This window comes from Pseudomonas sp. LBUM1658 (assembly GCF_059716055.1).
Genome location: NZ_CP166798.1, coordinates 1,446,264 through 1,463,906, shown reverse-complemented (window position 1 = coordinate 1,463,906; position 17,643 = coordinate 1,446,264). Strand labels below are relative to the sequence as shown.

16 protein-coding genes and 2 pseudogenes are annotated in these 17,643 nt (G+C 55.8%); 13 read left to right on the top strand and 5 right to left on the bottom strand.

The window, feature by feature from the left end; all coding sequences use genetic code 11:
- Positions 1–190: 190 nt before the first annotated feature.
- The 3 genes from ACA064_RS06690 to ACA064_RS06680 all read right to left on the bottom strand — a co-directional run bounded on the left by ACA064_RS06690 (position 191) and on the right by ACA064_RS06680 (position 4,550).
- Positions 191–1,759, bottom strand: a complete 1,569-nt coding sequence (locus ACA064_RS06690) for a long-chain-fatty-acid--CoA ligase (RefSeq protein WP_497672669.1) — start codon at positions 1,757–1,759, stop codon at positions 191–193.
- Positions 1,760–1,982: 223 nt separating this feature from the next.
- Positions 1,983–2,723, bottom strand: a complete 741-nt coding sequence (locus tag ACA064_RS06685; RefSeq protein WP_497672668.1) for a TorF family putative porin — start codon at positions 2,721–2,723, stop codon at positions 1,983–1,985.
- A gap of 87 nt (positions 2,724–2,810) precedes the next feature.
- Positions 2,811–4,550 carry an amidohydrolase gene (locus ACA064_RS06680; protein WP_497672667.1) on the bottom strand — a complete coding sequence of 580 codons (1,740 nt, stop codon included), beginning with the start codon at positions 4,548–4,550 and terminating at the stop codon, positions 2,811–2,813.
- A 107-nt stretch (positions 4,551–4,657) separates the two neighbouring features.
- On the opposite strand from ACA064_RS06680, the gene ACA064_RS06675 reads away from it, so the two are divergent.
- Complete coding sequence (locus tag ACA064_RS06675; protein ID WP_497633922.1) at positions 4,658–5,569, top strand: LysR family transcriptional regulator; 912 nt, start codon at positions 4,658–4,660, stop codon at positions 5,567–5,569.
- Between the two features lie 191 nt (positions 5,570–5,760).
- On the opposite strand, the gene ACA064_RS06670 is transcribed toward ACA064_RS06675, so the two are convergent.
- Positions 5,761–6,669, bottom strand: coding sequence for a LysR family transcriptional regulator (locus ACA064_RS06670; protein WP_497672666.1), 909 nt, complete (start codon positions 6,667–6,669; stop codon positions 5,761–5,763).
- A 120-nt stretch (positions 6,670–6,789) separates the two neighbouring features.
- Here ACA064_RS06670 and ACA064_RS06665 point away from each other — a divergent pair, with 120 nt between their 5' ends.
- The 8 genes and pseudogenes from ACA064_RS06665 to ACA064_RS06630 all read left to right on the top strand — a co-directional run bounded on the left by ACA064_RS06665 (position 6,790) and on the right by ACA064_RS06630 (position 13,477).
- Positions 6,790–7,869 (top strand): polyamine ABC transporter substrate-binding protein, encoded by a 1,080-nt coding sequence (locus ACA064_RS06665; RefSeq protein WP_497633920.1) that lies wholly within the window; start codon positions 6,790–6,792, stop codon positions 7,867–7,869.
- A 10-nt stretch (positions 7,870–7,879) separates the two neighbouring features.
- Positions 7,880–8,848: an agmatinase gene (gene speB / locus ACA064_RS06660; protein WP_497452949.1), complete on the top strand. Its 969-nt coding sequence runs from the start codon at positions 7,880–7,882 to the stop codon at positions 8,846–8,848.
- 35 nt (positions 8,849–8,883) lie between these two features.
- Positions 8,884–9,441, top strand: coding sequence for a helix-turn-helix domain-containing protein (locus ACA064_RS06655; protein WP_497672665.1), 558 nt, complete (start codon positions 8,884–8,886; stop codon positions 9,439–9,441).
- Between the two features lie 32 nt (positions 9,442–9,473).
- The gene (locus ACA064_RS06650; RefSeq protein WP_497672664.1) at positions 9,474–10,820 is read left to right on the top strand and encodes a glutamine synthetase family protein; all 1,347 of its coding nucleotides are present in this window, start codon (positions 9,474–9,476) and stop codon (positions 10,818–10,820) included.
- Positions 10,821–10,907: 87 nt separating this feature from the next.
- Positions 10,908–12,275: an aspartate aminotransferase family protein gene (locus ACA064_RS06645; protein ID WP_497672663.1), complete on the top strand. Its 1,368-nt coding sequence runs from the start codon at positions 10,908–10,910 to the stop codon at positions 12,273–12,275.
- Positions 12,276–12,411: 136 nt separating this feature from the next.
- Positions 12,412–12,615: a hypothetical protein gene (locus ACA064_RS06640; protein ID WP_497452953.1), complete on the top strand. Its 204-nt coding sequence runs from the start codon at positions 12,412–12,414 to the stop codon at positions 12,613–12,615.
- Positions 12,616–12,772: 157 nt separating this feature from the next.
- A pseudogene (locus ACA064_RS06635) lies at positions 12,773–13,016 on the top strand (hypothetical protein); the annotation flags it as partial.
- Positions 13,017–13,204: 188 nt separating this feature from the next.
- Positions 13,205–13,477: a PA2433 domain-containing protein gene (locus tag ACA064_RS06630; protein WP_497672662.1), complete on the top strand. Its 273-nt coding sequence runs from the start codon at positions 13,205–13,207 to the stop codon at positions 13,475–13,477.
- A 287-nt stretch (positions 13,478–13,764) separates the two neighbouring features.
- Here ACA064_RS06630 and ACA064_RS06625 read toward each other — a convergent pair whose 3' ends face one another.
- Positions 13,765–13,980: a hypothetical protein gene (locus ACA064_RS06625; RefSeq protein WP_497672661.1), complete on the bottom strand. Its 216-nt coding sequence runs from the start codon at positions 13,978–13,980 to the stop codon at positions 13,765–13,767.
- A 482-nt stretch (positions 13,981–14,462) separates the two neighbouring features.
- Between ACA064_RS06625 and gltP the strand changes: the two genes are divergently transcribed.
- The 4 genes and pseudogenes from gltP (at position 14,463) to ACA064_RS06605 (ending at position 17,093) form a co-directional block, all read left to right on the top strand.
- Positions 14,463–15,794, top strand: a complete 1,332-nt coding sequence (gltP, locus tag ACA064_RS06620; RefSeq protein ID WP_497672660.1) for a glutamate/aspartate:proton symporter GltP — start codon at positions 14,463–14,465, stop codon at positions 15,792–15,794.
- A 128-nt stretch (positions 15,795–15,922) separates the two neighbouring features.
- Positions 15,923–16,183: pseudogene (locus ACA064_RS06615) on the top strand (hypothetical protein); the annotation flags it as partial.
- Positions 16,184–16,542: 359 nt separating this feature from the next.
- Positions 16,543–16,872 (top strand): hypothetical protein, encoded by a 330-nt coding sequence (locus tag ACA064_RS06610; RefSeq protein ID WP_497672659.1) that lies wholly within the window; start codon positions 16,543–16,545, stop codon positions 16,870–16,872.
- Positions 16,869–17,093 carry a hypothetical protein gene (locus ACA064_RS06605; RefSeq protein WP_497672658.1) on the top strand — a complete coding sequence of 75 codons (225 nt, stop codon included), beginning with the start codon at positions 16,869–16,871 and terminating at the stop codon, positions 17,091–17,093. Before ACA064_RS06610 ends, ACA064_RS06605 begins: the two co-directional genes overlap by 4 nt.
- Positions 17,094–17,643 lie beyond the last annotated feature (550 nt).

Genomic DNA, 17,643 nt, shown 5'->3' with positions numbered 1-17,643 from the left:
GCCATGGGAGAGCCTTCGCTAGCTATGGCTGCTAGCTATGGCTGCGTGTCGCCTGATGATCTGCACCGTATCCAAGGTGCAGACAATGCCAAGTCGAACCAGTCTTCTGAATCAGCACTTCGTCAGTTTTACTGCCAATGCGATTTATCGCGGTTCGAGTCAGCGAATCGCTGCAATGCGCACCGACGTTCTAGGCAATTTGACGAGCGCGGTTCTCCCAGAACGGCTTGCGCAGTTCGGTTTTCAACACTTTCCCGACACTGGACAATGGCAACGATTCCCGGAACTCGACACTACGCGGAACCTTGTAACCGGCGATACATTCGCGGCAGTGGGCGATAACCTCTTGCTCGGAGATGCGTGCTCCAGGGTTGCAAACGATCACTGCGTGAACCGTCTCGCCCCACTTGTCGCTGGGAATGCCTATTACTGCAACCTGGGTAACGGCCGGAAGTCTGACGATGGCGTTTTCGACCTCGGCGGTATAGATGTTCTCCCCGCCACTCACAATCATGTCCTTCAGCCGGTCACAGATATAGACGAAGCCATCTTCGTCCATGTAGCCTCCATCGCCGGTGTGCATCCAGCCGTTACGCAGCGCTTCGGCAGTGGCTTGCAAGTTGTTCCAGTAACCGAGCATGACATTCGGCCCGCGTGCGATGATCTCCCCCACGGTGCCACGCGGCACCTCCCGATCTTCGGCATCAACGATACGAATTTCGACGCAGTTGACCGGCACCCCCGCCGAGTACATCTTGCCGCTGCGCTGATGCTCCTCGCAGTGATACTCGGCATCGAGGATGCATGCGAAGGGAGACAGTTCGGTCATGCCGTAGCCCTGGATGAAGTCGGCTGCCGAAAAGGACTGACGGGCTTGATCGAGAAGTGCCGGCGAGATTGCCGAAGCGCCATAAGTGATTTTCCTTAGCGCGCTCAGATCAAGTTTGGCCGCAGCGGGATTGACTTCCCGCCAATCGAGGAGCATCTGCAGCATGGTCGGCGCCAGCATGGTATTGCTGATCCGTTCCAGGCTGATGCATTCAAGTACCTCCTGCGGTTTGAAGGTCGGTAACACCACATGCGTACCGCCGCAAATGAACAGTGAGACCATCGCCGACAGATCGGCTATATGGAACATCGGCATGGCATGCAAGAAGATAGTCTGAGGTCCGAACCCGGTCTGGTTGAAAGTGGCCAGGGCTGATAAAACGAGATTGTTATGACTGAGCATTACCCCTTTGGGGAAACCAGTGGTCCCACCGGTATAAAAAACGCCCAGCAGAGAATCGCCACCACGAAGGGCATCTTCGACCGGCTCATACTGGGTGATCAGCGTTTCGTAGTTGAGCATGCCCGGCGGAGTTTCGCCCTCGCCGGCATAAATCATCAGGCGCAGGGTTTTCGCAGCAGCACTGATTTTTCCTGCCAGATCCAGGAAACTGTCGTCGACGATCAGTACACAGGTTTCAGAATCGTCCAATGAATAAATGATCTCCGCAGCGCTCCAACGGATGTTCACCGGGTTGAGCACGGCATCGGCCCAAGGGACCGCCAGATAGTATTCGATGTAACGCTGCGAGTTTAGCGAAAGCATCGCCACCCGCTCGCCGCTGGTCACGCCCAGGTCTTTTAGTGCGCCGGCCAGACGGGCGACTCGGTCGCCCAACTGGGCAAAGCTCAGACTACGACCTTGGTAACGAATGGCCGGTGTTTCGGGACGCTGTTGCATATGGCGATGCAACCCTTGGGTCAAGTACATCGAAATCTCCTATCTTGTTTTTTTAAAGAGTCCAGCTACCGATACTCGCACGCTGATTGTGGCGCCTCGTTCAGGCATCTGCCCCGATGCCAAACTCCGAAACAGACGCCTAGAACGCGGAAATAAATCTATGTCCCTTCCAGCCTTTAAAAGCGGCGCAAAAGCACCGCCCGAAAAACCTGCAAGCATTCAACAGTGCAAGTTTCTTAACTGAAGGTTTTGATCAGAATGTCTTGCTGGCACTGACTACCACGGTCGCCGTGCAGACGTCGGTGTAACCGTAGTAACTCGCGCACTCGCTCTCGGAAAGATCCGTGTCGACGTAGCTAAGGCCCCAGTCGACCCCAAATGCGCTGCGGGTCAGCTTGGCTTCCCATTCGTGATAATCACCGCGAGCCTTGCCACTGTTTGACAAAAACACATCATCCTTGAAGTCGAAACGACCATAGCGGACCTCCAGACCGAGCTGATCCACAATTTCATGGCTGTACCCCAAGTAGCTGTAGAGCGTGTCCTGGTCTTTCCCTACAATATTCTTCAGATCGTTGGAGTAATAACTGCCGAACTTGAAACCATAGGCTTTGAAAATGGCATAGACCTCACTCATATTGAACTGTCCTTCCTTGGCATAGGTGTACTTGAGATACCCCACATCAAGGCTGACATCGTCATTCAATGGAATGAAAAAGCCTGCGTAGTAATCTTGTTCCAAGCGCGTTTTCAGGTTCACCCCAAAGTCGACGTTTGAAGTCCAGACGCCCGCATAGGCACCGCTACTGTGTATCAATGTGGCCTCCAACTGCGCAGCGGGATCGCCGAGTGTCATGGACAATCCGCGACTGCGGTAATCGCTGACCACCTGCGGTTTTAACTCCAATTGCAGGTTGTCAGTAAGCGTCACGGCGCCTGCACCAAAGGGAAAAAGCGCGCAGCCGACAAGGGTCGTAATAGCAAGACGATGCATAGGTTGAATCCTGTTTATTATTATTGGCAGGAAAGGCTTCGCCCTCCCCATGCCCCGAAGGACAAAGGTCAGGCTTACGTTTTAGGATTACGGGTGGCTGTAAACTTCGCGCCCGGAAAAGTAGGTCTTGAGCACTTGGGTATCGGCCAATTGCTCATCGGGCACGCTGAAGACATCGCGATCGAGGATGATCAGGTCAGCCTGTTTGCCCGCTGTGAGAGAGCCAATCTCCTTATCTAGACCGATCGCACGGGCGGCGTTGCGGGTATAGGCATAGAACATCGTTTCCCGATCGATTTCCTCATCCTTGTTGAGGATCCCCTTGGGGCCTTTACGGCTGATGGCCTGACCTATGGCTTTCCACGGGTTGGGGGTACTGATAGGCCAGTCGCTGGCACCGGCAATGGTTGCGCCATTTTTCAGCAACGAGCGCGCCGGATACATGAACTGAAACTGCATGGCACTGATGTAGGGTTTGAGTAAATCAATGCTCAATTCGTCGGCAGAGGCCCAGTACAGCTGCATGGAAGCAATGACGTTCAGCGGCTTGAAGCGGGTGAATTCCTTGGGATTGACCATTTGTAAATGGGTGATCGAATGAGTCACACCGCTCTGCCTGTCGTGGCGTGCCTGCTCAATCCCGTTGAGCGATTCGCGGACCGCCCGGTCGCCAATGGCATGCACATGAACCAGCCAGCCACGGGCATCGGCGGCGCTGACCAGCTCTCCGAAATGCGCGGGATCGATCAGCAACTCGCCTCCCTTTTTTGAGTTCTTGTAGGGAGTCAGTAACGAGGCGGTTTGCGCAGGAAATTCGGCGACGCCATCAGCGAAGATCTTGATGCCCGGCAGACTGAGATTGTCGACGCCACTAAACTGTTTCCTGACCTGATCCAGCACCTCCAAATCCGCAGGTTTACTCTTCGGATTGGCAACCATCAGCGCAGCCACCCGCAACTCCAACTCACCTTTTTCCGACAGTGTTTTGTAGACAGGTAAAACCCCCAACGTCTGTGCTGTAGGCTTGAAGTCGAATACCGAATCGCCAGGCATGGTATTTGCTGCCGGGTCCATCAGGGCCGTAATGCCCAGGCTGTGATTGAGGTCGCGTGCAGCCCGGCCCGCAGCCATCAACTGGTCGAAGGAAGGAGAAGGAAGCTGAGACATCACCGCAGACAATCCGGCATCTGCGACGAATCCATTGGGAGTGCTGTCCTCATGGTGGCCGATGGTCGCCACGGCTTCGCCCTTGAGCGACTTGACCCGCTCGGCATCGATACCTGCTCGCTTGAGCATCGCCTTGTTGGCCCAACCGGTGTGGTAATCCCAGCCGATAAACGCAATAGGGGTTTCAGCCCATTCACCGTGATTGAAGTGTTTCTCAAATTGAGCCACTTCACTCCAGTAGGTAGAGGGAAAACCACTAATACTGAGTATGTCGCCGTGTCGCGCCTTGCCATCATCTCGCCACGCGCGCAAACGCTGCTCCAGTTCGTCGAAGGGCAGCATTTGTCCTTCAAGGTCGGCCGCCTTGAGTTTCATCCCGCCACCGATGGCATGGCTGTGGCTGTCAATAAAGCCTGGCATGACGACCTTACCTTTCAAATCAACCACTTGGGTCATGGCATCTTTGAGCGAAAGAATCTCGATATCACTACCGACCTTGAGGATCCGGCCATCGGCCACCGCTATGGCTTGTTGCTGGGGCTGACCCGGCTCGGCGGTGAACACCTTGCCGTTGTACAAAAGCAGATCGACTGCCGCCATGCTTTCCATAGATGAAAAAGCAATCGCCATGGTTAACGTCGCCCTGAGAATCTTCTTCATCGCCCGAACACCTTTTTTTATTAGCGTATCCGGGAGACTATCCAATGGAGGCGATGTAAAGAATACTTAAACAGCGAAACACATACTTTCCAAAAAGGTAAAAGTGAATGGATCAGCTCGGCGCTATCACTATGTTCGTCGCCACGGCGGAACAAGGCAGTTTTACGCGCGCGGCTTCCTACCTGGGCAAAACCACGTCGGCTCTGACCCGGGCGGTAACCCACCTTGAGACGGAATTAGGCACACGTCTTTTTGAGCGCTCTACCCGCCGAATTGCCCTGACCGAGGCCGGACAGATCTATCTGGCAAGCGCTCGACAGGTGCTAATTCAGCTGCAGCAAGCTCGGGAAGATCTTGACCAACTCCAGCAGGAGATGTGTGGCACTTTGCGAGTAGCGGCGCCACCGTCCTACGCTCCGGCGTTTCTGAATGCGGTGTGCTGTCGCTTTCTTGATAGGTACCCACAGATGCGTCTTGAGGTAGTTCTCACCGAAGAGTTCGTGGACCTGCTTGAGGGCAGCTACGATCTTGCTGTGCGTGACGGACCTGTTGGGCCGGATCTGATCGCCCGACCACTGACCGTCAACCGTATCCGACTTTACGCTAGCCCACGCTATCTACAGCGCAAGCCTCTTGAAGTCCTACCGCAAACGTTCGATCAACATGACTGGTTGATCTATCGACACCCTGCACTGAACCCGCATTACTGGTGGTTGACCCATGCAGGCGAACGCCGGCGCATATTGCAGCCGGTGCCTCGCCTGTCTAGCGATAGCTATGATCTTTTGTTTAGTGCGCTGTTGGATGGGCAGGGAATGCAATTCTGTCCACAGTGGAGTGCTGCTCCCTATCTGCGGCGTGGCGAACTTGTGCAACTGCTCCCCGATATAGACCCGGACCCGGAGCAATTCGGTTCTACAGTCCATGTGATCTATCCGGCACACAGACGCCACACACGCAAACTCCTAGCCTTTATTGAATGTCTCAGCAACTATCTAGACGAGGAAGCGCTGCATTAAGGGGGCAGTGAGGTTCTGAACCAGGGCGATCATCCCTCCCTTTAATTCCGGTCAAACTGGGTAGCGGGAGGGTGTTAACCATAAAAGAAAGTGCGGTTAACGACTGCCGCCGGGATAGTGAGAGCCCAATCTTCGACCACATTGGTGTCTCTACTCGCGCCTCACCATTCAGGAGCGTCTCCTGAATCTAGTCAGATCTCAGAGTTTTCGGCGAACGCAATCAGTAAATCTTCAACCACGGCTTGCTGTGCCTCGCTTGGTTGGCGGCCACTATGGTTGGCCAAGTGGAATTGCACGTTGAATTCTAACGTTTCTGGCCCTAATGCCTGCAACAGGCCTCGGGCTTGCCAAGGCACAGCGATGTGGCGCGGCAGGTAGCCAATGTGTGCGCCAGAAAGGATAAAGGCCAGACTTCCTTCGACTTGTTCGGTGCTCACACTACTGTGGGTGGGCTGAAATGGTTCGACCGAACTTGTGAAACGGTAAGGATGGAGCACTCCGTCACACGCGCTGAGCTGCATCTGGCTGGGGTGTGGAATACCGAATAACGGGTGGCCCTTACCGCAGTAGAGTCGTTGCTGCTCATTGAACAGAGGATGGTAATTCAGCGCACTTTGCTGGCCGGAGAAGTAGCTGATGGCCAGGTGCAGCTGGTTCTGCAACAGGCGCCGTTCCAATTCTGCCGGCATGGCACTGAGTAACTCGATCTGCACATCCTGGTTACGCTTACGAAAACGCCCAATGGCCTGCGCTACGCGGTGCAGCACCTGTACATCAAGGGCTTCGGATAGACCGATTTTGAGCTCGCCGAGCAGTTTATCTGCCATCCCCTGAGCTTCGCCTTTGAATTGTTCGATGGCGGTGAACAGCTTGCGCGTAGCTTGAAGCACCTGCTCACCTTTGGGTGTTAGGCGAAAGCCTGACTTGCCGCGCTCGCACAGGCGATATCCGAGTCGAGTCTCCAGCTTGGCCATTTGCGTGCTGATGGTGGACTGACCGATACCCAGTTCGCCTTGAGCCGCGCTAAAGCCGCCACACTCGACTACGCAGACAAACAGCCGAAGAAGCTGAAGATCAACGTCGTGAACTTGACTGAACATGGCGATTCCAAACATTGATAGCGGTAGATGCCAAGTTAGCACACTTCATATTTATCAGAAGCGAAATGCATCGCAGGATGTCCCGGCCAAATAATAAAAATAACTGAAGAGACCCCAATCATGCGTATGGCCCCCTGGCTTTTGTCGCTCTGTTGCGTGTTGTCCGTGCACGCCGAAGACAAGGTTCTGAATGTCTACAATTGGCCTGAGTACCTTCCGGTGCAAGCACTCAAGGAGTTTCAGCGCGAGACCGGTATCCAGGTCAAATACGATATCTTCGACAGCGCCGAGACGCTGGGCAGTAAGCTGCTAACCGGCGGCAGCGGCTATGACGTGGTGTTTCCGGCCTCCAGCGGGCTGGCGCAGGCGATCAAAGCCAAGGCGCTGCAGCCGGTCGACCAGGCACAACTTAAGCACTACACCAACCTCACCCCCGACCTGCTGGCCAACCTTGCCAGTTCCGATCCGGGCAATCGTTACGGTGTGCCTTACACCTGGGGCACGATCGGTCTGGGGCTCAACAAAGAGGCAGTGGCGAAGCGTATTCCCGATGCGCCGCTGAATAGTCTCGACTTGCTGTTCAAGCCGGAATATTCAAGCAAGCTCAAGGACTGCGGCATCGCCATGCTGGATTCACCGCAGGAAGTGATCAGCATTGTCCTCAATTACCTGGGGCACGACCCCTACAGTACGAACGAGGCCGACTTGGAGCAGGTGCAGAAACTGCTCGCCGAGTTGCAGCCGAACCTGCGCTATGTCGCCTCTGGCCGGCATATCGACGACCTGGCCAAGGGTGAGATTTGCCTGGCGCTAACCTACAACGGCGATGCCACCACAGCCGCCGCTCGTGCCAGCGAGGTTAAGCAGCCGTTCGAGGTGCTTTACCGCATTCCGCGTGAAGGCACACTGATCTGGTTCGACACCATGGCGATCCCGGCGGACGCACCGCACCCGCAGGCTGCGCTCGCCTTCATCGACTACATGCTGCGCCCGGAGTCGATAGCCGAGCTGACCAACACCCTGTTCTTTGCCAATGCCAACAGCGCCGCCACCCCTCTGGTTGACCCAGCCGTGAGCGGCGATCCGAACATCTATCCGTCACAGGAAGTGCGTGCCCGGCTATTCAGTGAGCAACTGCTTCCACTGCGCATGCAGCGCGAACGCACTCGCATCTGGACTAGTTTCCGCAGTCACTATTAAGGAGTTCATCGTGGAAGTATTTCAAGGCAACGATCTTGCCCTCACGCGTGAAAGTCTCTACGGCACGCAATCGGAACCGACCTACGGCGGCATCACCAGTTTCATGCGCCGGCGCTACACGCGTGATTTGAGCGGCGTCGATCTGGTAGTCAGCGGCGTACCGTTCGACACAGCTACCAGCAATCGTCCAGGCACTCGCTTCGGGCCAAGGGGAATCCGTGCTGCGTCGATCCAGACGGCCTGGGAGCGCCCTTTCCCATGGGAGTTTGATCCCTTCGATCATCTGGCTGTGATCGACTACGGCGATTGCAATTTCGATCATGGACAGCCGCAGAAGACTCCCGCCGCCATCGAAGCGCATGCCGATCACATTCTGGATGCGGGCTGCGGGATGCTGACTCTGGGGGGGGACCACTTCATTAGCTACCCATTGCTCAAGGCCCATGCGAAGAGGCACGGCGCTTTGTCGCTCGTGCACTTTGACGCTCACAGTGATACTTGGCCCGATGCCGACGACAGCGAGCAGGGGATCCATCACGGCACTATGTTCTATCACGCCGTCCGCCAGGGCCTGGTCGATCCGGGCCGCTCAGTGCAGGTCGGTCTTCGCACCACCAATGACGACACGATGGGCTTCCAGGTACTCGATGCCCGGCAAGTTCTCAGCAACTCACCGAAGGCTATCGCCGAGCTGATTCGTGCGCGGGTAGGTGATAACCCGGTGTACCTGACCTTCGACATCGACTGCCTCGACCCGGCCTTTGCACCCGGTACAGGTACGCCGGTCTGCGGCGGGTTGAGCACGCATCAGGCACTGGAAATCCTGCGTGCATTGCGCGGTATTAACCTGGTTGGGATGGATGTGGTGGAAGTCTCACCGCCTTACGATCACGCCGAAGTGACTTCGCTGGCCGGCGCGACCATCGCCATGGAGATGGTCTGCCTGTATGCCGCGCGGCACAAATTACCCGTCAGTTGAATCTGCACGATGAGCCATCTTTTGGAGCTCTTGGCATGAACAAACAAGAAGAAATAGCAGCGTTGGCGATCCTTATTCGCGACCTGCGCGAGCACAAGAAATGCACCATGAAGGAACTGGCGGACAAAATTGGCTGCACGGTCGATTTTCTTTCGCTAGTCGAACGCGGCCTGTCACGTCCAACTGTGGCGGATTTGACGGCGATCAGCGAAACCCTCGGGGTGGCGACCACGTATTTCTATAGCTTGCCAAAACCCAAGAAACTGCCTTGGGTGACTCGACCGGATGAGCGACGTGCGCTGTATTTCGCCAATGGTATTACTGACATTTTAGTCTCACCGAAGATGTCAGCTCCCTTCTCCATACTCGAAAGCCAGCTGGAGGCCGGTGCAAATAGTGGTGAGCGGTATATGAATGACAGCTCCGAACAGGGAGGTTACGTCCTGGAGGGAGAGTTGAAGTTATGGCTGGGCGATGACGACGAGCCAATCACCTTGTTCCCTGGAGACAGCTTTCAGTTGGCCCGCCACACCCTTTGCCGCTACGGCAACCTCACTGAACAGACGACCCGGGTTCTTTGGGTTTACACCTGATGACACCTATAAAGATCGAAGGAAAAACAACTATGAATGCTGTCTGTGCAGACCTGTTGGCTGAAGTGCGTGCGTTCCGCCTGTGCTACCCGCAGGTCCGCTACGTCGACCTGATTGCCCTGGATATTCCTGGGCACTTTTACGGTAAACGTTACCCGGTAGACATGCTGGAAAAGGTTGCCGCCGGCAGCGCTCTGAAGCTGCCGCAAAACTGCGTGCTGCTGGGTGTGCAGGGTGGGCTGTTCAAGATTGGCGACTACTGCTTCAACGACGGCGACCCGGATGCCCGTCGCCGTTTGATACCTGGCACACTCAAGCCGGTGACCTGGGAAGCACAACCGCTGGGGCAGATGTTGATTACTTCCGATGGCACGGCGACGCCTATCGAGTTCGAGCCACGGGAAGTCCTGGCGCAGGTACTGGATCGCCTGCGCAGCAAAGGCATTCACCCGGTGGTGGCCTTCGAGCTGGAGTTTTATCTGTTCGATAAAAAGTTGCGCGATGGACAACCACAGTTCCCACGCGATCTGCTGACGGACGATGCGGATGATCAGCCGAATATGCACATCGAACGGCTGTCGCGTTTTTCTCCGGTACTCGATGAAATGGTCGAGGCGGCGCGAATCCAAGGCATCGACACCACGGTGATCACAGCCGAACTGGGTCCGGGTCAATTCGAAATCAATTTCGGTCACCTCGATGACGGCCTGCGTGCCGCCGACTGGGCCGCTCTGTTTTGCCGCAGCACTCGCGGTGTTGCCCTCAAGCACGGTTACCGCGCCAGCTTCATGGCCAAGCCTTACTTGCAGCACCCGGGCAGCGGCATGCACGTGCACGTCAGCCTCTACGACGAGAAGGGCAATAACCTGCTGGCAGCCAACCATCAGCAGGCGTTGCGCCATGCGGTTGCCGGGTGCCTGGAGCTGCTACCCCATTGCATGCCGATCTTTGCACCGAACCAGAACGCCTTTCGCCGTCTGGGCGGCACAGTGAACGCCGCGACGCGGGCCAGCTGGGGTTTTGAGGATCGCGATGCCTGTGTGCGGATTCCCGAGTCGGACCCGCAGAACCTGCGAATCGAATATCGTCTGGCCAGCGCCGATGCCAACCCTTACTTGGTCCTGGCTGCGATTCTGGTTGGTCTGGAGAACGGCCTGGTCACCGGCCATGAACCGATCGAGCCGCTCAACGAAGACCGCAGCAGCGGTATCGACTTCCCGCTGGAAATACTCGACGCGGTGCGTGCCATGCAGCACGAGCCACGGATACGCGAAGGGCTGGGCGCGGAGTTTGTCGATGTCTACTGCGAAAACAAGCGTCAGGACCATCTGGCCTTTATGCAAGAGATCGCTGCGCGCGAATACCGCTGGTATCTGTAGGTGGCAGCTTGCTGTTCCCGCGCGTTGACGTGGTTGGGCACAGCAAACGTTCTCCAGATTTGTCAGGTACGACTTTAGGAATCAACTATGAGCAAGCAAGTCAGCAACCCGCAGACACTCGAGTGGCAAGCACTGAGCAATGATCACCACTTGGCGCCCTTCAGCGATAACAAACAGCTGAAGGAGAAGGGGCCACGGATTATTACCAAGGCTGACGGGGTCTATATCTGGGACAGCGAGGGCAACAAGATCCTCGACGGTATGGCCGGGCTCTGGTGCGTAGCGGTCGGCTATGGTCGTGACGAGTTGGTGCAGGCCGCCAGCAAGCAGATGAAACAGTTGCCCTTCTATAACACCTTCTTCATGACTGCGCACCCACCGGTGCTGGAACTGGCCAAGGCGATTGCCGATATCGCGCCAGCCGGCATGAACCATGTGTTCTTCACTGGCTCCGGTTCGGAAGGCAACGACACCATGCTGCGCATGGTTCGTCACTACTGGGCGATCAAAGGCCAGCCGCAGAAGAAAGTTATCATCGGCCGTATCAACGGCTACCACGGTTCGACCGTGGCCGGTGCCAGCCTGGGCGGGATGCAAGGCATGCACGCCCAGGGAGGTCTGATACCCGATATCGTGCACATCCCACAGCCATACTGGTTCGCAGAAGGCGGCGACATGACGCCGGACGAGTTCGGCATCTGGGCCGCAGAGCAGTTGGAAAAGAAAATCCTCGAAGTCGGTGTAGACAAGGTCGCGGCTTTCATTGCCGAGCCGATTCAGGGTGCCGGCGGCGTGATCATTCCACCCGACAGCTACTGGCCGAAGATCCGCGAGATCCTCGCCAGGTACGACATCCTGTTCGTTGCCGACGAAGTGATCTGTGGCTTCGGCCGCACCGGCGAATGGTTTGGCAGCGACTACTTCGCTAACAAGCCAGACATGATGACCATCGCCAAGGGTCTGACCTCCGGCTACATCCCCATGGGCGGGCTGATCGTCAGCGACAAGATCGTCGAGGTGCTCAACGAGGGTGGCGATTTCAACCACGGTTTCACCTACTCCGGGCACCCCGTGGCAGCGGCGGTGGCGCTGGAAAACATCCGCATCCTGCGCGAAGAGGAGATTCTAGAGCGCGTGCGTGAGGAAACGGCACCTTATCTGCAGCAGCGTTTGCGTGAACTGGCAGATCATCCGCTAGTGGGCGAGGTCCGTGGCGTCGGCATGCTCGGTGCGATCGAGCTGGTGAAGAACAAGCAGACCCGCGAGCGTTTCGAGGGCAAGGGCGTCGGCATGATCTGCCGCGGTCACTGTTTCGACAACGGCCTGATCATGCGCGCCGTCGGCGACACCATGATCATTTCGCCGCCGCTGGTGATCAGCAAAGCCGAAATCGATGAACTGGTGACCAAGGCGCGTCAGTGCCTGGATCTTACTGCCACTGAGATCCTCGGTTGAGCTAAGCGTCAGGTATTAACTCAGGTTCCGGGTGGTGGAACCTGAGTTGATCCACTGGTAGCCCAGTTCTAGTCAGAGTCCAGCGTATTTAATTTGGCTGCTACATTTTCCAGAATTATCGACTTTGGAGGACTGCATGGACGACCTTGCTGGGAAGGTGGCAGCGGGTGAGCCGCTATTGCGCAAGGCTCTGCAAGCAGTACGCCGTTACAACGAAGCGAACGGCGTGCAGCCGGCCGAGGAGGTCGAGCGCCTGCGGCTCGAAGCTAAAGCGCTCATGACTGCAGTGTCGGAGTATCAGCTTTGGGTACTGGGTAATCCGGCGCGGTTACTTCATTGAACTGGAAAAGGAACGCAGGAGAACTCACTGCGGGAGCAGCAACTGTTCATCGATTCTGACTGTCAAACTCGCTCTGAAACAATTTCACACAGCCTGGGTCGATTTCAGTCAGTCGTGACCGGCAGAAATCGGCCAAAAACGGACGGTGGCCCGGCCTTGCAGCAAGAACGTGGTCATCCCCGAAGGCATTCACTGCTGTGGTTTTGCCGGCGACAAGGGCTTTACCACGCCGGAGCTGAATGCTCATTCGCTGCGCACCTTGAAGAACGCAGTGCAGCATTGCAGCGAAGGCAACTCCACCAGCCGCACCTATGAAATCGGCCTGGAGCCAACACGGCGGGATCGACTATCACGGGTTGGTCTACCTGGTGGACCGGGTAACTGAGGCACGTTCTGTATGAGGACCATCTTAAAAAAGGGGCGTTTTCGCCTCTTTTTTGCTTTTTGCTTTTTCATTTAATTGGCAAAAAATACCGAATTGCTGCGTGCGGCTATCATTTAACTAGGCCCTGTGAACGGGTCTGTAACCAGCTCGGCGAACCGCCCCATTAACCGGCAGTACCGAGCCCTCATGCACAAGGAGATACCCATGAAGCGTTCTGCAATCGCTGGATTATTCATCACCGCTGCAATGTTGGCCTCACCGGTGTTTGCTGCGGACAAAGATCTTTGCGAGACAAACATACAAGCCCTCGAAGACACGCTGGCCTCTACACCCTCGACATCAGCGAGCGCCAAAGACAACGTCAAAGCAGCGCTGAAGCGAGCACAAGAGGCCCAGAAAGCTGGCGATGACAAGAAGTGCATCACTGAAACAACAAGCATGCTGCAAAAAATCCAGGTCCGAAATCCTGCCAACTAGGGCTGACACTCTGAAAGGCCAACCTTTGGGTTGGCCTTATGACCCGCGTTGGCGTACACGACACCGGCTTGCTGCTCGAATTGATTCACAGAGCAGTGCGTTCGGGGCCGTTTAGGATTCGACGCCGGTTGCGAAACTTTAGGTGCATGCCGAGTTGGTAACAGAACTCGCCGTTTTCTGCCTGTCACGACTGACCGGTTTGGGTCGATTGCACCCCTTCGCGACAGGCAACAATCGGCCATTTTCTGCCGGTCGGAATCGGCTCCGTTGGGCCCGCCGGCGGCCGGTCACGCTAATTTGATGGTGCCGCCCTGGATGTCGTCGCGCGCCAATCGCAAGTCATTGGCGTCCTGATTGAGCCGGTGAATCAGGTTGAGCAACCGCTGGCGCAACAACTCGTCCTCGAGCTGCTCAGCTGCGCGCATTACATCCAGCGCCGCGACCTCGTTGTTGGTGGCGACTGAGTCGAGCAACTTGCGCATGCTTCGTGATGGCCGATTCATCTCTAACACCTTCGGTTTCCGTGATGCGGATCATACGGCCCGAATGTTTCGCCAGTGTTTCAGTTGCAAAGAGCCGGTTATCGAGAAGGCTGGATTAAATTACGCTGCTTTTTCGCTATTTCTTGTACGAATTTCCCTAAGTTTTAGCCCTTCATTTCGCTAATCAAAAAACGCTCAGCCATCCTCCTGTAATGGTCGGGTCACGGCACTTATGCCTGCCGAAATGGCGTATTCGAACAGCGTGGGACGATAGTTTCATTTGAGAAATCCCATGCTGATTCAGCATAGGGTAGGCGTTTACAGCATTAGACGCCGCTCCCTTGCATCGGAATAGTTGCGCCTTCTTCGCCGCCTGCCAGAGAGCCATAAACACGAGCTCTGAGCGACCTTATCTGGGGGCAGATGCACAGACTTTTCCGCCAATGGGCGTTCCAGTTCGCGCACCTGCCTGAGTTAAACTGAAGTAAGGATAAAAATATAATATGAAGAAGGCAAAGCTTAGCCTCGCCTGGCAGATCCTGATCGGTCTGGTACTGGGGATTGCAATCGGTGCGCTGCTCAACCATTTCAGTGCCGAAAAAGCCTGGTGGATCAGCAACGTCCTGCAACCAGCGGGCGATATCTTTATCCGTCTGATCAAGATGATCGTGATCCCGATCGTGGTCTCGTCGCTGATTGTCGGCATTGCTGGCGTAGGGGATGCGAAGAAACTCGGGAGCATTGGTCTCAAGACCATTCTTTACTTCGAAGTGGTGACCACCATCGCCATCGTTGTCGGCCTGGTGTTGGCCAACGTGTTCCATCCGGGCGCGGGTATCGACATGAGCACCTTGGGTACGGTGGATATTTCCAAGTACCAGGCAACTGCCGCCGAGGTTCAGCATGAACATGCGTTCATCGAAACCATCCTCAACCTGATTCCTTCGAACATCTTCGCCGCCATAGCCCGTGGCGAGATGCTGCCGATCATCTTCTTCTCCGTACTCTTCGGTCTTGGCCTGTCGAGCCTGCAGTCCGATTTGCGCGACCCGCTGGTGAAGATGTTCCAGGGCGTGTCGGAAAGCATGTTCAAAGTCACCCACATGATCATGAACTACGCCCCGATCGGCGTATTCGCACTGATCGCAGTGACCGTCGCCAATTTCGGTTTTGCTTCCTTGCTGCCGCTGGCCAAGCTGGTGCTTCTGGTTTACTTCGCCATCGCCTTCTTCGCCTTCATGGTACTGGGCCTGATCGCTCGCCTGTTCGGCTTCTCGGTGATCAAGCTGATGCGCATCTTCAAGGACGAGCTGGTACTCGCCTACTCCACCGCCAGTTCGGAAACCGTGCTGCCGCGGGTGATCGAGAAGATGGAAGCCTATGGTGCGCCAAAAGCCATTTGCAGCTTCGTGGTACCGACCGGCTATTCGTTCAACCTTGATGGTTCGACCCTGTATCAGAGCATCGCGGCGATCTTTATTGCCCAGCTGTACGGCATCGACCTGTCGATCAGCCAGCAATTGCTGCTGGTGCTGACCCTGATGGTCACCTCCAAAGGCATCGCCGGTGTACCGGGCGTTTCCTTCGTGGTGCTGCTGGCGACCCTGGGCAGTGTCGGGATTCCATTGGAAGGGCTGGCGTTCATCGCCGGTGTCGACCGCATCATGGACATGGCCCGTACCGCGCTGAACGTGATCGGCAATGCCCTCGCCGTACTGGTCATCTCGCGCTGGGAAGGCATGTACGACGACGCCAAAGGTCAACGCTACTGGAACTCCCTGCCACACTGGCGCAGCAAAGAGCCTTTGCCAGCCGGCGAGACTTCTAACAACTGAGACCCACGCGCCTGAAAATGGAAATGATTATTTCTATTTGTCCGTGCTGACTCCCCTACTAATAGCCAGCCGACCGGTAAGCCCAACCGACGGCACATCATTTTTTTGGGTACAAGGATAGAAAACCCATGAGCACCCCGCTCCGCATCAACGAAGCACTTTTGATTGCCGGCGACGCATTTGAACCTTTTCAATGCGTCGCCTGGGCTCCGCAAGACGGTAATGGCGAACTGAGCCTGACCGTCATCGACCGGACCAACAATCGTATTGGCCGCAAACAGATTCCAAGCAGTGCCTATTCCGATCCGGCGCAGCTGGAAAGCCTGCTGGAAGAGGCGCGCGCCGAGTTGAGCCAGGAGGGCTACAAGCTGCAATCCTGGACAATGCCAGATAAGCACTCTCGCGGATCGCTACCGGTGAGAGCGCGTAATCAAGGGGCCGATGGATTCAAATTTCGCCTTTATCCTCCATCGAATCTGGCCTCGGAGGCGTTGTAAGCAATTGCATACAATGGCTTAGGCAATTGCCCGCCGCCTCATTGCTGCCTGGCCAGTTAATATCACCCGTTGTGTTGATGGATCGACCAGGCTGACAAGGCTGAGAGCTAGGGACATCGCAGTAGAGCGATCCATCAGGGACGATGCACAATGGATACGGAATCAGTAGAAAAAGAAAACGGTGGCTTTCATCCCGCCGTTTTTTTTTCGTCTGTATAAAACCCACTCAAAAACAAAAAAAGATTTAATTCATGTCAAATTCCAATGTTCTGGCTGACAGTAATATGTTGAGTTCTCTCGCCGCGTATGACGCAGTTATGGGGCTGAGCAGTGGGCAGACGATACGGTGGGGGAACCTGCTGTTCAAGATCATCGAAGGACGCCTCCTGCCCCTGGTGATGGAAGCCGCCGGTCGTGCCGAGGGCTATGCCTTGGGCTTACGCGATGCGGGGGTCATCACTGAAATTCAGCGCGGTCGGATGGCGTGTGTGGCCATGGCCGTGACCGCTGACAAAATCCACAGCTTGCCCCCGATGCGTGAGGGCATCCATGACCTGGCACCCGATCCGGTCGCGTCGTGATCCGCCCCACGTGCACCGCAGGAGCCAAACTGAATTCAGCGGTATCGTTCAGACACAACGACAAGTTTTATGCCGAGGTGGACGCCGTCACCCTGTATGAAGCTGACGGCTACTTGATCTTGACGCATGCAAACGACGACAGCAGCAGCATTTCCGAGGGGGGTGAAGCGCTGTTCGAAGCGCTGTCAGGACTTGGAATCCGGGCCAACAAGCGTCCCTGAGTCGCTACGCATAACGCCGTTTTCATTAAATGTCTCCTCACACAAAAGCCCACTGGGGTGGGCTTTTGTGTGGGGGTGTTTAACGAAAACGGCGTTATGCGTGGCGGATCAGTCCCGCATCCGTATCTGCCTAGGCAATGGCTACCTTCTTCTGTGCGTGAAGGGCAGAAAATGGCTTTTTTTTACTTCTCCCGGTGATCTGCTGGGCTGGTTTAGCTCACCAGAAAAGCGTCGTGCCCTTGATCAGGCTGCGAATGGTGACTGCTTCTCAGGCATTGAAAATCGAAACGGGATCTAGCGATTTTTTTTACACACTCTAGATCCAAAGTGGCCGGAGACGAATGGCCGGTATCGCCTCTCGAACTTTCCGTTAACGGATAGAATCAACACTCCATATCCAAGGCAGCCAAAACCAATGCAAAACCTAGCTGAACTCACATTCGCTTACCTCTGGCACCTCATGTTCACGAACGAAGATGTCCTGGAGCTTGATCACTCGGTGAGCCTGCTTGAAACTTCGGCTCATTGGCTTGCGTCCATGACCGATGAC

What these genes read in the sequence shown, in the direction of transcription:
- ACA064_RS06690 (WP_497672669.1), bottom strand. Translation starts at nt 1,759, where the DNA reads ATGTACTTGACCCAAGGGTTGCATCGCCATATGCAACAGCGTCCCGAA.
- ACA064_RS06685 (WP_497672668.1), bottom strand. Translation starts at nt 2,723, where the DNA reads ATGCATCGTCTTGCTATTACGACCCTTGTCGGCTGCGCGCTTTTTCCC.
- ACA064_RS06680 (WP_497672667.1), bottom strand. Translation starts at nt 4,550, where the DNA reads ATGAAGAAGATTCTCAGGGCGACGTTAACCATGGCGATTGCTTTTTCA.
- ACA064_RS06675 (WP_497633922.1), top strand. Translation starts at nt 4,658, where the DNA reads ATGGATCAGCTCGGCGCTATCACTATGTTCGTCGCCACGGCGGAACAA.
- ACA064_RS06670 (WP_497672666.1), bottom strand. Translation starts at nt 6,669, where the DNA reads ATGTTCAGTCAAGTTCACGACGTTGATCTTCAGCTTCTTCGGCTGTTT.
- ACA064_RS06665 (WP_497633920.1), top strand. Translation starts at nt 6,790, where the DNA reads ATGCGTATGGCCCCCTGGCTTTTGTCGCTCTGTTGCGTGTTGTCCGTG.
- ACA064_RS06655 (WP_497672665.1), top strand. Translation starts at nt 8,884, where the DNA reads ATGAACAAACAAGAAGAAATAGCAGCGTTGGCGATCCTTATTCGCGAC.
- ACA064_RS06650 (WP_497672664.1), top strand. Translation starts at nt 9,474, where the DNA reads ATGAATGCTGTCTGTGCAGACCTGTTGGCTGAAGTGCGTGCGTTCCGC.
- ACA064_RS06645 (WP_497672663.1), top strand. Translation starts at nt 10,908, where the DNA reads ATGAGCAAGCAAGTCAGCAACCCGCAGACACTCGAGTGGCAAGCACTG.
- ACA064_RS06640 (WP_497452953.1), top strand. Translation starts at nt 12,412, where the DNA reads ATGGACGACCTTGCTGGGAAGGTGGCAGCGGGTGAGCCGCTATTGCGC.
- ACA064_RS06630 (WP_497672662.1), top strand. Translation starts at nt 13,205, where the DNA reads ATGAAGCGTTCTGCAATCGCTGGATTATTCATCACCGCTGCAATGTTG.
- ACA064_RS06625 (WP_497672661.1), bottom strand. Translation starts at nt 13,980, where the DNA reads ATGAATCGGCCATCACGAAGCATGCGCAAGTTGCTCGACTCAGTCGCC.
- gltP (WP_497672660.1), top strand. Translation starts at nt 14,463, where the DNA reads ATGAAGAAGGCAAAGCTTAGCCTCGCCTGGCAGATCCTGATCGGTCTG.
- ACA064_RS06610 (WP_497672659.1), top strand. Translation starts at nt 16,543, where the DNA reads ATGTCAAATTCCAATGTTCTGGCTGACAGTAATATGTTGAGTTCTCTC.